At 67.3% G+C, this 12,951-nt stretch carries 11 protein-coding genes; 4 read left to right on the forward strand and 7 right to left on the reverse strand.

The window, feature by feature from the left end; all coding sequences use genetic code 11:
• Window positions 1-33 precede the first annotated feature (33 nt).
• The gene (locus AB0G35_RS24350) at window positions 34-525 is read right to left on the reverse strand and encodes a hypothetical protein (RefSeq protein WP_360953211.1); all 492 of its coding nucleotides are present in this window, start codon (window positions 523-525) and stop codon (window positions 34-36) included.
• A gap of 63 nt (window positions 526-588) precedes the next feature.
• The gene (locus AB0G35_RS24355) at window positions 589-1,371 is read right to left on the reverse strand and encodes a Ku protein (RefSeq protein ID WP_360953214.1); all 783 of its coding nucleotides are present in this window, start codon (window positions 1,369-1,371) and stop codon (window positions 589-591) included.
• A gap of 538 nt (window positions 1,372-1,909) precedes the next feature.
• Between AB0G35_RS24355 and AB0G35_RS24360 the strand changes: the two genes are divergently transcribed.
• Window positions 1,910-2,254, forward strand: a complete 345-nt coding sequence (locus AB0G35_RS24360; RefSeq protein ID WP_360953217.1) for a hypothetical protein — start codon at window positions 1,910-1,912, stop codon at window positions 2,252-2,254.
• Window positions 2,255-2,307: 53 nt separating this feature from the next.
• On the opposite strand, the gene AB0G35_RS24365 is transcribed toward AB0G35_RS24360, so the two are convergent.
• Complete coding sequence (locus AB0G35_RS24365; protein WP_360953220.1) at window positions 2,308-2,691, reverse strand: VOC family protein; 384 nt, start codon at window positions 2,689-2,691, stop codon at window positions 2,308-2,310.
• An 84-nt stretch (window positions 2,692-2,775) separates the two neighbouring features.
• Window positions 2,776-5,442, reverse strand: coding sequence for an ATP/GTP-binding protein (locus AB0G35_RS24370; protein WP_360953223.1), 2,667 nt, complete (start codon window positions 5,440-5,442; stop codon window positions 2,776-2,778).
• 238 nt (window positions 5,443-5,680) lie between these two features.
• On the opposite strand from AB0G35_RS24370, the gene AB0G35_RS24375 reads away from it, so the two are divergent.
• Window positions 5,681-5,956: a hypothetical protein gene (locus AB0G35_RS24375; RefSeq protein WP_360953226.1), complete on the forward strand. Its 276-nt coding sequence runs from the start codon at window positions 5,681-5,683 to the stop codon at window positions 5,954-5,956.
• Here AB0G35_RS24375 and AB0G35_RS24380 read toward each other — a convergent pair.
• Window positions 5,920-7,716, reverse strand: a complete 1,797-nt coding sequence (locus AB0G35_RS24380; RefSeq protein WP_360953229.1) for a zeta toxin family protein — start codon at window positions 7,714-7,716, stop codon at window positions 5,920-5,922. The two genes, AB0G35_RS24375 and AB0G35_RS24380, sit on opposite strands and share 37 nt — an antisense overlap.
• 129 nt (window positions 7,717-7,845) lie before the next feature.
• Here AB0G35_RS24380 and AB0G35_RS24385 point away from each other — a divergent pair, with 129 nt between their 5' ends.
• Both AB0G35_RS24385 and AB0G35_RS24390 read left to right on the forward strand, forming a co-directional pair.
• Window positions 7,846-9,474, forward strand: a complete 1,629-nt coding sequence (locus AB0G35_RS24385; RefSeq protein ID WP_360953232.1) for a helix-turn-helix domain-containing protein — start codon at window positions 7,846-7,848, stop codon at window positions 9,472-9,474.
• Window positions 9,474-10,079, forward strand: a complete 606-nt coding sequence (locus tag AB0G35_RS24390) for a transcriptional regulator (RefSeq protein WP_360953235.1) — start codon at window positions 9,474-9,476, stop codon at window positions 10,077-10,079. The genes AB0G35_RS24385 and AB0G35_RS24390 overlap by 1 nt, the downstream gene beginning before the upstream one ends.
• A gap of 476 nt (window positions 10,080-10,555) precedes the next feature.
• On the opposite strand, the gene AB0G35_RS24395 is transcribed toward AB0G35_RS24390, so the two are convergent.
• Entirely contained in the window at window positions 10,556-10,972 is a 417-nt protein-coding gene (locus tag AB0G35_RS24395; protein WP_360953238.1) for a hypothetical protein, read from the reverse strand.
• Window positions 10,966-11,628, reverse strand: a complete 663-nt coding sequence (locus AB0G35_RS24400; protein ID WP_360953241.1) for a replication/maintenance protein RepL — start codon at window positions 11,626-11,628, stop codon at window positions 10,966-10,968. The genes AB0G35_RS24395 and AB0G35_RS24400 overlap by 7 nt, the downstream gene beginning before the upstream one ends.
• Window positions 11,629-12,951 lie beyond the last annotated feature (1,323 nt).

Here is a 12,951-nt window from a genome sequence, read left to right on the forward strand (position 1 = left end):
CAGCTGGGGTCCGCCGCCTTCCCCGGCAGGTGGCTACCGCGAGCGCCGGCCAAGGGTGGGCAGCCCTCCAGAAACCGTCCGCAAGCTCACCGAGCGATCCCGGTCGTCCACTTTCCGGGGGGCGGTGCGAGCAGCCTGAGCTTGTTGCACTTGAGCGGCAACAAGCTTCTTCTGCTCGATGACCTTCTCGTGGCGGTTGAGTGTTTCCACCACCAGGTCGATGAGGCGACGCGATGCGCCGGGCGAGCGGGACCCTTCGACCACGACTCCTCTGTCCCGGTTCCGGGTCAGCACGAGTTGCCCCGGGGCGTACGGCGGATCGGGAACATCGACTCGAAATCCCTGCCCGGCGTGCAACGCCCCCAGAACGGACTCAAGGCCGTCCACGCTCCGTGGCAGCTTGACCTCGGTCACGTTCCACTTCGTGTGGCAGAAAAGCGAGGCGGCCATGATCCGGTCGCCGTCACAGCGATGATAGATCGTGATCAGGGGCCAGGGACGGCCCCCTCCCATGCGATATCTCATGCCCCCAATCTCCTACAGATTCAAGGGCGTTGGTAGAGATTGGGAGATCCGGGCTTCGGCGGTTCACCGCCGGGATCGGCGCGCGGCCTGGACACTTTCCTCCAGAGCGGCGAGAAGGTCGAGAGCCGGCTGCGGCTGTGACAGTTCTGCGATTTGGCCGCCTTCGACCTTTGCCGCCACCAGCTGCCGAAGCGCGTCTCCGTATTCGTCCCGTAGCCGGCGCGTCTCGACCCCGGTGAGTTCGGTCAACAGCAGCTCGGCGAGCTGCAGCTCCCGGTCGGTGACGGGTGTCGAGGGCGCCAGGTCGCCGGGGGCCCGGACCTCGTCCTGCCACAGGAGCTGCTGCAGGACGAGCACCCCGTGCCGCGGCCGCAGCACCGACAGCCTCTCGCGGCGGCGGATCGCCATTTTGCAGACACCGACGTAGCCGGTGCGTGCCAGGGCCTCGGTCAACAAGACGTACGGCCGGCTGGCCGCGGCGCCGTCAGCGACCGCGTAGTAGGCCTTGCCATAGCTGATCGGATCTATGTCGTCGCTCGGGACGAAGCCGAGCACCTCCGCCACTCGCCTGCTCGGCAGAGGAAGACGCTCAAGATCTGCATCCGAGATCGGGACCAGCCGGCCATCCGGCAGCTCGACCGCTCGCCCGACATCCGAATAGGGGATCTCCTGCCCGTCCATCTCGCAGACACGTTTGTGCCGCACGCGCCCGCCATCGGCGGTGTGGATTTCTCTGAACCGGCTGTGATGTTCCTCAGTCGCTGCCGTCAGTCGCACAGGCAGGACCACCATGCCGAAGGCGATGACCCCTCGCCATACGGTCTGCGCCGGTTGGCGTGCTTCCATGCCACCAGCCTCCGGCTGCCGGTCACGGATTGCACTGCGGGGGTACTCCACCAGCCCCTGCAGGGCCCGCCAGCGACCCGCGCGAGCTACATACGGGCGTGACCGCAGTGACGCCCTGCAACTTCGCCGCAGCGCCTTCTCGGCGTTGGCGTGCGCGTCCCGCTCGCGGGAACCGTGCGGCGGTACAAGTAATTCCGGTACTTTTACCCTTGACCTCTTTCTTTTGCGCAGAACGGCGGGAATGGTTCCGCGAGATACCTCGGTGTCAGCGTCAAGCAACAGCGCCCTGTTGGCGTGTTGGACAGAATCCGCAGGATTACGCCAAGCTCCGAAAATGTATCGAACGCGTTTTCCGTGGCTGCTATAAATGACAGCGCACTGACAGCCAGAGAAACGGGGAAGCATGAAGAAGAAGTTCATCGCTCTTGGCGCAACCGTCCCTGCCTTATTGGCGTTATCCGCCATACCGGCGAACTCGGCCGAAATATCTCCCCCCACGAAAGCAGCGTCCGCCAAGGCTGGCGGGGAGCAGGCGGCGATGGTGAAGCGGAACATCGGCTGCTACTACCGGGCCAACAATCCGGGCCACCTGACCGCCGGCGGCAAGACGGTCTGGGCCACGGTGCAGATCACGCGCTGCACCCCCAAGCCTCCGGACAAGTGCCACCTGGCCATCCACCTCGCCAACCCCGTCTACGACGTCGCGCACAAGGACGGCGGATGGACGAGTTGCAAGAAGATGACCCTCAAGGTCGGCTACCACTGCGCCGACCTCGTCAGTAAAAGGGAATTCCAAACCGTCGGCACTTTGGCCATGGTCTACCACGGCGCCCAGAACTCGGATGTGTTCACCAGCAAGAAGGTGACTCTCTACTGCCGCTGACGGTTTTGCCGGTGCACCGCGCGGCCGATCTTTCGATCGGCCGCGCGGCCGCGTTACCACGTTTCCAGAATGCGCTCTGCCGCCTGCACTTCCTCATCGCTGGAAAGAACGAGAAAGCAATTTCCTTCCGGGTCGGCGACGAGGGCAGAACCTACCTGGAGTTCTTCGTGGACATTCCATTTACGGTCAATGACTGCCGCTCCCAGGGAAATAAGGCGGGCGGTCTCTTCATCCAGCGTGGTTCCCTGCGCTGCCACGGACATGCACGGCTTGCGCTTGAGCTCTTCGCGCCCGGAGCCTTCGACGATATAGAGAAACTGGTCTGGGTGCTGGCCGAACCGGATGACCACACCGTCTTCCCCCGGGTCGACCGACGACTCCAGAGCGGCGCTCCAGAATCCGCCCAGAGCCACCGGGTCCGGCGACTCGATCACCACGGCTCGAAGGGAAACGCTCACAACTCTCCTCAGGATCATGCCCGCCACCAGGAATAGGGCGAGCTTGCCTCACACCGCGAACGCTCAACGAGCGGGGCGTACACGGTTACGCCGGGCCATCACCAAGCTGCGCCAGCGCTCACGGGTGTTGTCCACTCCGTCGATCCATCGGCTTGCTGAAGCCTCGCCGTCCGGGTCGGTAAGTCCGGCCATGAAGTGGGCGACGTCGACGTAGTACGCGTAGTAACCCACGCGGGTCTGCTCCCGCAGCCGGCCGATCGTCGCAGTCATCTCTTCCTGGTCATCACGGATGGCGTGGTGGAAGGCGAGCGCGAGTTCGAGCTTGGGGCGGGCGAAGGCGAGCCCCGAGGTATCGATCTCTGCTGCCAGGACTCGCGCTCGGTCGGCGAGTTCGGGGTCGCTTCCGGCATCCCGCAGCAGAGCAGCGATGCGGATGTCAAGTGTGGCCGCACGCAGGTCGACGGCGGCCAAGAGGCGTTCGGCGAGTTCGATCTCGTCGTCCGCGATATCGGGGTGTGCGAAGGCGAGGGTAAAGGCTCGCATGGCCTGGGACATGGCTGCCTCGCCTGCCTTGCCGTGCTCTTCGCCTTCCAGCCGTGCGTCCAGGAAGGACTGGGCTCCCTTGGCCATGTCTCCCTGGACCCACCACACGTCCCCTCGCACCCGGTGGTGACGTCCCTCCCACCCCAGGTGGGCCGCGGCTTCGAGCGCGGTGGGGAAGTCGCCGGCGAGTCGAGCCAGATGCGCAAGGCCGCGCCGAGCAGCCGGTGCGAGCCGGCCACCGCCGTCCACCACGTGCTGCATACCCTGGCGGGATGCCTCGGTCAGCCCGAGGTCCCGTTGTGCCTTGGCCAGGTAGTAGACAGCCAGGTCGTGCAGGACCGGGGGCAGCAGGCCGGAGGCGGTCACAACGGTGAGGCGCTCCGCGGTGCGACGGCGGTTCTCGTGCTGTCGGCGAGCAAGAGCGCTGAGGGTCTCCACCAGCGCCTCGGCGGGGGTCTGCAGTTCCTCGTGGCCGGGCTGTTCACGGGCGGGGGGCGCGAGGGGCTCCCAGATCGAGTCACCGACGTAAGCGAAGGTGGCCTCGGCCAGCCAGTCCAGGTCGAGGTGGAAGTCCCGGGCCAGCAGCAGCCCCTGGCGTAGGCAGCCGACGAGGAGCATGCGGCTGGGCGTGGTGGAGGTGTTCCACTGTTCCCCCAGCGCGTTGAACGCCCGCTGCGCGGCCTGTTGCCAGTCGCGCGGGGACCAGCGGTCGTCGGCCTGGTCGTCGGCGTTACGGATGGTGGAGCGGATGAGCGCGTGGAGGTAGAAGGGCCACAGCCCGAAGGCGTTGTGGTGGATGAAGGGACGTTCCGTCAGGCGTAGCGCGGCAGCTTCGTGCGCCATGCCTGCCGCCTGCGTCGCCAGCTTCAGGTCGAAGGCGTCCAGGAGACTGACCGACCGCAGCACGTGGCGTTCGTCGGCGGTCAGGTCGCTGAGGGTGCGTGCGATCAGAGACGGGAAGTCATGGTCGAAGTCGCTCGGCTGGGGAGACCTGCCGCTACGCCGGATCTCCAGGAACCTCATCACCGATAGATCGAGGTAGAGCGGAAGTCCGTGTGAGCGGCGTGTGATCGCTTCTCGGACGTCCTCGCCGATGAGGGGCTGCCCGTCACGGGAGAGCCGGCGGGTGAGGTAGTCGTCGCAGTCCTCGGGGGAGAAGTCACCGATCAGGATCTGCCGCCCCATCTCGCCGGCCCTGCCGTGGGCAGCGCGGGCGTAGGGGAGGTCGTGGACGACCAGGTCGGGCCAGGCTGCGCGCCCGGCCCAGTCCAGCTGTCCTTGAAGAGCTTCGTCGGCCCACTGCAGGCGGCTGCGGCCGGTGATGACGAAGAAGGCGTTGGGCATCAGCCACACGACGCGCTGCAGGAGACGTTCCAGGTCGCGGTGGGTGCGGTCGCCGGTGTCCTCGAAGGTGTCCAGCAAAATCACCGGCACTGCCGACTTGCCTATCGGCCGCTGTGTGAGCTCCCATGCCAGGAGGTGGGGGTAGTACGAGAGGGCATCCAGATCGGGCTCGGCCTCCAGAAGGTCGGCGAGCCGGGCACAGCCGGCCAGGGCGCGCACCGCTTGCCGGCGCTCGCGCAGGGCACGTACCAGTGCCCCGGTGACCTGGCCGACGGCCGACCCCACGGAGCCGGGGAGCAGCAGGGCTTGGGCGACGTCGCCGAGCGCGGACTGCATCTGCTGCGGCAGGGCTTTGCCGAACCGGGCAGCCAGCCCGCCGCGACGAAGGTAGTCCTCCAGGGCTTCTCCGGGGTGCTGGTGCTCCCAGTAGCGCCGCAGGGCCAGGTCGAAGGCGGGCAGGGGCTGGCCGAGGCCGGCAAGCGCGAGTCGGATGGTGAGGATGACGCGCTCGAAGTCGGTGCCGGCCGCGCGGGCCAGGTCGATCCGTACCGGCAGAATCGTCTGCTCTTCGGGCCAGGAAATCTCGCCCCACTGGGAAGGCAGGCCCTCGGTACTGGTCAGCGACGCTTCGATTTTGCGGGAGAGCGTCGACTTCCCAATGCCGCCCACCCCGTGAAAGACCAGCACATTGCGCCTAGGGGCCTCCAGGTCCTCGATGTCGAAGCCAGGATCGGCCACGTGCTGCAGGTGCTCGGTCAGCGCGGCCGCGAACGTTTGCCACTGGCCCTGCCGGTTTGTAAACGCCTCGTCCGCGCCCAGATGCCGGTCGTTCGAACTGAACAACGCGCGAAGATCCCGACCTGCCATGCCACCCCCCGAAGTGATCCCTGACGTCAACCTATGCCCCGCCGGCCGTTGTCCAGCAACTACATACGGTTCCGCGGATGGCTTCTGGCCATCCGCCCACACCGCGCCGGCTGCCGCCACCCGTGAGGCTCAGCCGTCGCGTGGTGTTCGCGCCGGCCAGGACGGTAGGACAATGACGAGTTCCCTTTCAAGATCAAAAAAGGAGGGTGGTCGCGTGTCCGACCCCAACGTCCCCGACTTCTCCGGGCTGGAGGGAGGCGAAGAGCAGCAGGCGTTCGATGCCGTCCGCGCCGTGGTGAGCTGGTACACCGCCCAAATCGCCGCCGAGCACAGGGCGCCAGTGACCGACGAGGCGCGCATGGAGCAGCTGAAGGCTGCCCGGCAGGCCGCTCTCGATGACCAGGCACAGCTGGCAACTGCCGATCCTGAGGAGGCGGCCCGCGTCGCGGCCGTCTACGCAGCCCGGCTCAAGGAGCTCACCGCCTCGTAGTCCAAGGTTTGTCGGGGGAGCGGCAGTGGCCACAGCGGCGGCTGCGGCCAGTCAATACGGGCTGGCTGCATCCGAGCGGGCATCAGCGGTCGGGCGAGCGCGACGATCTCGTCCAGCTCACGACGGTGCTGCGGCAGCGCCTTGCGCAGCGCTGCGTGCAGCGCGAGGAACTGGGCGGCCTCCTGCTCGGTGTACGGCCGCTGCCGCTCGGCCGTCAGCGCCCACAGCGCCCGCCGTCCACCTCCTTGCTCCTGACGCAGCAATGCCTGGCCATCCCGACGGATCACCGTCACGGCCGTGATCGCCGGATGGGAGGCGGCGAGCTGGACAACATCGGGGACGGCGCCAAAGCATCGGCCGTGACCGGCCTTCGTGGTGAACCGGGCCGGGAGGCCGAGCTGCTGGGCGCGGGCGTAGCGCAGCGCAGTCGCCAGACGGCTGTCGGCCTCCCTGACGGCCACGGCCACAAGTTCGACGAGGTAGCCGTCGGTTGCGAACGGCAACGCACTGGCCAGGAATTCCTCCGCGCCGCCAGGCGCGGCCTCCAGCAGCACGTCACCGCGTCGGGCGCGCACGGTCGCCTCGGCCCTGGCGTACCAGGCGCGGTAGTCGGCGCGGATTGCCGCGCCCGCACCCCGCGGATCGTCTGTCAGCAGTTGCAGGTAGTCGGGGTGGGCGGCCTTGAAGTCGTCGCCGACCAGCCGCGTCGTCCCCGGCCTCATCGCCCGTAGCACCATGGTGGCGAGCGCGGTCTTGTTCGCTCCGGGCTGTCCGACCACGTACACCGCTCGGGGGTCCTGCCGGGGCACGATGCCGCCGAGGAGCGGCGGTGCGATCAGCTCGTCGTAGATCCACTGGTGCTCTGCTTGAGACAGCCGGTGATAGTCGACACCGGGCGGCCCTTGCTTGGGCTGCGCGATGCGGCGGACGGGTTCGGCCAGCGCGGCGGCGCGCTCGGCATCCCGCTGTACGGCCAGGCGCCGGTCCTCGCAGTTGACTTCGCGGTGCAGACGCTGGTCGGTGCGAGCCAGGTTTCGACGGAAGACAGCTGTCTCCCGGGCGGTCCACGGCCGCCTTCTGTCGCAGGCAACCGCCCGATCGGCTGCGGGCTGCCGTCGCCATGCCCCGTCGATGAGCTCGTTGTCGTAGAGCACTGTGCCGTCCCGCCGGACGACGGTGATGCGGTCGGCCAACTGCTCGGCCTCGATGACCGCCAGGGTCTGCAGCATCTCTTTCGCGCATGCGTCGTGGTTCGTCCACGACACATAGCGGGGCTCCGCCAGGAAGCGATCCAGCAACCCTAGCTGGCTCCATGCTTCCGCGGTCGCTACTGCTACCAGCTCAACCTGGTGGCCGGACCGTCGGTACGCACTCGCTGACGCACGAAACTCGTCAGCATCGGCGAGTGCGGATTCGACCACTGCGTCGAACCCGCAGGACCGGACGTGTTGTTCAACGGCTGCCTGCCAGCGCCGAGTATCGGGCCGGAGCTGGGCCCCTGCTGTGCGGACGTCCGTAGCCAGCAGCTCGGTGTAGCGCCGATGCGCGGTCTTGTAGAGGTCTCGGCAGACTCGCACGGCGCCGCCACGACGGTCCAGCGCCGCCTGCACAAGATCGGCGACCTGGGTCTTTCCGGCGCCTGGCTGCCCGCCGACAATGACGACAACCGGTTTCTCCTGCTGCACGGCGTCCTTCGTGACAACCGGAAGGATCCCCCGCTGCAACGCGTCGCGGCTCTCCTGTTCGGACAGCGTGACCATCTCGACGCCCCGTTCTGACACCGCACCTCCCTACTACCGATCAAATGCAAATCTATGGATAAGTCTACCGCGCATTCGCGGTTAAATTCAAGGCTCAATCTGTGGTAGTGTCTTGACTGGAGGTGAAGCATGCCAAGCGAAGATGAGCTGTTCGCGGCGGTGGACGCGCTACTGGAGGGTGAGCCGGAGATGCCGCCCCCGGCAGAGCGTGCGCGACTGCGCGACGCAGCCGGCGTTTCGCAAGCCCGACTCGCGCAGGTGCTGCAGACGTCAACGCAGACGATCAAGAACTGGGAGGCAGGCCGCTCGGAGCCACGGCCGCCACGCCGCCAGGCGTACCAACGGCTGCTGGACGGCTGGGCGAACAAATACCCCAAGCCCGGCGACGCCGCAGCGCACGGCCCTGGAGAGCCTGGACGACACGCGGGCCCTGTCCGACCCGGCGGTCTCCACCCCGCCGCGGCGCCCGCGGCCCCTACCGCCCCGGAGCCGGTGGCGCCTACCTTCGCCGCACAGGAGACCGCGCAGACGGCATGGGGCCCCAACGGGCTGGCCGTCCAGGGGGAGTGGGGCCCGTGCATCCGCTGCGGCGTTCCCACGCCGTACCAGTCCACCGATGGCCGCCCTCTGCACGCCGGCGCCATGTGCCAGCCGCCGGCTGCCGCAACGGCCTCGCAGGCCGCCCAGCCGGCCTCCACCCCGGCGCCTGCGGCTCCAGCCTCGCCCGTACCGGCACCGGTGCCGACCCGTCCGCAGCGCCGCGCGAAGTCCGCCGCCCGCGCCCAGGCCGAGACCCACGCCATGATCACCCAAGCCGTCCACGAGGAACTGGAGCGCGCCGAAGGCGACACCGAGGCCGCACTGGCGTCGCTGATCAAGCGCGCCATCCCGGACGTCATGGCGATGTTCGAAGAGACCCGCGCGACCGCCCGCTACAAATTCACCGCCTATCCGGCGCTGCCGGACATCCTCAAGAAGCCCTCGAAGCGCGAGCCGGACCAGATCTGGGAGGCTCGACCCAACTTTCATCACCCCGACTTCTCCTTCAAGATCCCCGGGAGCATCCAGGTCACCGCCCTCGACGCCAACGCCGCCTACCTCAGTGCCCTCAAGTGCTGGTTGCCGATCGGCAAGTTGGAGCACACCACCGGCGGCGACGGCGTGGATCCCAAGCGCTCCGGCGTCCACCTGATCACCCCCGCCGAATGGCGCCACCCGCACCTGCCCAACCCCCTCGGCGACCGCGACACCGACGGGGCACTGTGGGTCACAGACGCCACTCTCAGGCTGCTAATCCGCCTCTCCACACCGAAATACGGCCTTATCGAGGCGCCCGAAATCCACGAATCGTGGACGTCCGGAGCGACCGAGAATTTCCTCGACGCACTGCGAAAGATCCTCACCGCCGCCCGGGAAAAGGCGATTGCGGAGGAGGACACGATCACCACCGAGTACGTCAAGGCGATGTATTCGAAGTTCGTTTCCACAATGGGCGAGTCGATGTATAACCGCGAAATTGTCCGCCCGGACTGGATGCACATCATCCACAGCCAGGCCTACGCCAACCTGTGGGGCAAGGCCTACAAGGCCCACCAGGCCGGCCTGGAGATCATCGCCATGATGGGCACCGACGAGCTGCACGTCACCGGCGACTGGCGCAACGTCTTCTCCGAGGGCCGGGGCGTCGCCCAGATGAAGATCAAGTACAGCGACGCCAAGGCATCCGGTGAGTACACCATCGGCAAGGTGACCCACTGATGGCCGGCTCCGGCGCAGGCCGCTGGAGGAACCTGGGCCACTACCGGGCACGCGGAATCCACGGAGGCGAGGCCCTGAAGGAAGGCATCGAGAAGATGGTGACGGGCATCGAGTCCCCCGTCGACTCAGAGCGCGGCCTGGCAGCCCGCCTGCGCTACCTGACCGCCTCCGACGCCGGCTACGAAGCCATGGACCGCGCCGGCATCCACGTCCGGCCCCGCACCCTGATGCGCTGGCTCGCCGAGGAACAGACGCCCGACCGGGGCAACCTCGCCCGCCTGGACGCCGCCTACTGGGACCTGCGCCGCCGCAACGTCGCAGCCGACCTCAAGCGCCGACTCAACAAGGGCGGCCGGGGCACCCGCATCGAGATCGACCCGGCCGACCAGTCCCAGGTCGAGCGGCGTCATCGGCGTGATCTGCAGCGTGGTCTGGAAGCCCGGGACATCAACGTGCGGGGCAACATCTGGGACCGCGCCGTCGACGCCTGGCTCGCCGGCGACACCCCAGAGCTGAAAGCCATTTGGGACGAGATCATCCAGGGCGCCCTCGGTACCGACTGGGACGCCTACACCTACGTCTCCTCCGTCGGCTGGGCGGCCTGACACACCACCAGCGCATGCGAAGGGCTCGGAGTCACTCCAATTGACTCCGAGCCCTTCGCCGTCACCGTACGCCCTTTCCACATCACGCCAGTAAGCGCGTCCTTCCGCGCTACCCCGGCCGGGGCCGGGATCTGGGAGCAGGGAGCCTTTCAGCACGTTCGGCACCACCCCCGCCCACGACCGTTGAACTGTGTGACCGTCCCGAGGAGGAGCACGTGAGCGACACCCGCCCCTGAACATCCCGGCCGACTTGGACCGGATGCACCCCACCGACATCACGGAGGTGCAGCAGGACCACCGTGCAGCACCTCGCTGCTGCCGCTCCACACCACGGTCCCCCAGTGCCACCGGCCGGCAGCTGGTGTTCGCGATGACCTGCGGTGCCCCTCGGGGGCGAACGATGTGCGCCAACATGCGCACGGCGCCGCCCCAGTGGGAGCGGCGCCGTGGCAATACGCGGCCGTTGGCGGGCCGGTCTATCCGGCGGCCCGGACCGCCCGCAGGGGCTGAGGCTGGCGCTTCGGCGGCGCGGTCTCGTACAGCGGGGCGGTGATGTCGGGTAGCTCGCCGTCGGCGATGCGCTCGGCGGCGTCCTGGATCGCCTCCTCCAGCTCCTCTTGGGTGGCGTAGGAGGCGATGTACGGGTGGAGGTAGTACGTGCGGTACTTGCGGTTCTCGGGCCGCAGCACCAGATTCCGGCTCTCCAGCAGCGCCATCGCGGTGTGCGCCCCGTTACGGGAAAGGCCCACGCCGGCCCCCAGCGCGGCCTGGGACGCGTTCACTTCACCGCCGGGCTCCTGGCGATCGATCATGGCGCTCAGGAGGTCCTGAGCCGCCTTCGTGAGGTCCAGCCGGTGCAGCATTCCGAAACCGGCGCTCGCCTGGATCAGCATGCCTGCCCCTCCTTCTCGACATCCTCATCGTCCCCGTCTTCGGCCCCGAGCTCCAGCTGCACGCTACGCGGTGGCGGCGGGGCGTTCAGGGCCGGGAAGACGTCTTCGGGCAACTTCCCGGTCTCCTTGTCGCGCAGTGCATCCAGGATCTCGCGCTGGCGGTCGCCGTTGCCTTCGAAGCCGAGCAGGGGATTCACAAAGATCAGGCCGGTGTCGACGCGCTGGAGCATGTGCCACTCCTCTAGCCGTCCCAGTGCCCGGGTCACGTTCGAGCGTTCCACACCCAGCTTGTCGGCGATCTTCTTGTGCGTGGCGCGCAGCCAGCCCTCACGCTGCCGGCCGATGCACCACAGCAGGACCGCGGACTGGATCGGGGACATGCCGTGCTGCGCGATGAGCACGGCCAGGACGTCGGCGAGGAAGTCGTTGGACACCACGCTCCAGCCGGAGCGCCCGTACATGTCGTGAGGCGCGCGGTAGGTGTACCGAACGCTCACGTCCATCTGCTGCACCGGCCGCTTGCGAGTCGGCGGCTTGATGTCCTTGCCGAGCCTGGAGGACAGGCTCTCGCGGAAGGCGCTGTCACCACCGGGCGGGACGGCGGTGATCCGGCCCTTGCTGCGGCCGGAGCTGGGGCGCTGGGGCTGGCGGGGCATCGACGGTGGTCCTGTCCTCGATCTTGGGGGTCGCGCCGGACCCTAGCAGTTGTTCAAGCTCAGTTGGCAGATTTGTACACGCTGGCGTGGCACTTTGGTGTCGACGCCGACACACCCGATTCGAGGGGTATCCCCTGGGCACCTACGCTCACCAGCAGCGTTGCGCAGTTGTACAAGCAGGCTTGGCAAATACCGGTGTCGGTGTGGCACCACCGACACATTTCCGCAGGTCAATGTGTCAGCGCCGACACATACCCTTCCGCAAAAGCCCAGGTCACAGCCGGTTTTTGGCAAGGGCCCTCTTTTCCCTAAGACGCACGCGCGCGCGAGGGCAGCACCAGGGCCTCGCGTACATACGCCGCCTCCGCCACCGACGGCACCGGCCACCGCAACCGACAGTGCGCACCACCGCGAACCCACCCGTCCGCAGCCGCCACCCTGCCCGTACAACCACCGCACCCGCGAAGGCCCCAGGCGCCCCACAGGCTGGGGCTTACGCCACTGAGGCGGGGGGTGCACCCGCCCTCGTCTGGGACTTCCAGGCGGCTTCCTGTGGCGTTCTGGGGGTCTGTCCGAGCCTGAGGCAGCGTCGCGTGCGGGCCCGTCTCCTACGTGCAGGCCGTGGGCAGCACCAACGGAGCTGGTCTCGGGCGGTGCCGGCCGTGACGAACAAAGCATCAGGTGTGGCTGGGCTCCCTGGTGGGCTCCGCCGTCCGGCCCGGGGGGGGCCGTTCGGCTCCGGTACCCCCGCACCCCGAATTTCGGCATATTCATATCGAAGCTTCCGTTCTATGGCTGAGCAATTCTAGGCGGCGCAATTTCGTCAAGAAAGCGCCTACTTGGCGTTCCTGGCCGCGGGCGATTTTTGTCTGTTCTGCTGGAGGGATTCTGGAGGTCTGATGACCCTGGGGGTGGTTGCGTGGTTTCACGGATTCTACCCCTGCATCACGGAGTGATGCAGCAGGTTCGTGAAAGGTGAACCCTATGGGGTTGTTCTGGTAGCATCTGGCGTGGGAGTTCATATGGGGCGGGTGCTCTGCAAGCCTGGTGATGGAATGTCAGGGCCTGTCAGGCCGTCACCCTTCTCCAGAGCTACTGTCAGGAACAAACACGCCGACACCCTTCCCTATAGCTAGCCAGCTTGAAGCATCACCAACCGCCTCATCCTCACCCGCCAATCGAACACAATCCGCGAACAGTGCTCGCGGCGAATTCCGGAGGAATTCGCAAAACAATTCCGGAGGAATTGTTTAAACCCCGGAGGGGTTTATCGTCTTTACGACCCGTAGGGTCGTGCGTCGTTCCTCCGGAGGAACGACGCAC

The organism is Streptomyces sp. NPDC021749, from assembly GCF_040640655.1.
Classification (GTDB): Bacteria; Actinomycetota; Actinomycetes; order Streptomycetales; family Streptomycetaceae; genus Streptomyces.

Excerpts from the sequence above, each read along its gene's own strand:
- AB0G35_RS24350 (WP_360953211.1), bottom strand. The coding sequence starts at position 525 with ATGAGATATCGCATGGGAGGGGGCCGTCCCTGGCCCCTGATCACGATC.
- AB0G35_RS24385 (WP_360953232.1), top strand. The coding sequence starts at position 7,846 with ATGCCAAGCGAAGATGAGCTGTTCGCGGCGGTGGACGCGCTACTGGAG.
- AB0G35_RS24395 (WP_360953238.1), bottom strand. The coding sequence starts at position 10,972 with ATGCTGATCCAGGCGAGCGCCGGTTTCGGAATGCTGCACCGGCTGGAC.
- AB0G35_RS24390 (WP_360953235.1), top strand. The coding sequence starts at position 9,474 with ATGGCCGGCTCCGGCGCAGGCCGCTGGAGGAACCTGGGCCACTACCGG.
- AB0G35_RS24400 (WP_360953241.1), bottom strand. The coding sequence starts at position 11,628 with ATGCCCCGCCAGCCCCAGCGCCCCAGCTCCGGCCGCAGCAAGGGCCGG.
- AB0G35_RS24360 (WP_360953217.1), top strand. The coding sequence starts at position 1,910 with ATGGTGAAGCGGAACATCGGCTGCTACTACCGGGCCAACAATCCGGGC.
- AB0G35_RS24380 (WP_360953229.1), bottom strand. The coding sequence starts at position 7,716 with ATGGTCACGCTGTCCGAACAGGAGAGCCGCGACGCGTTGCAGCGGGGG.
- AB0G35_RS24355 (WP_360953214.1), bottom strand. The coding sequence starts at position 1,371 with ATGGAAGCACGCCAACCGGCGCAGACCGTATGGCGAGGGGTCATCGCC.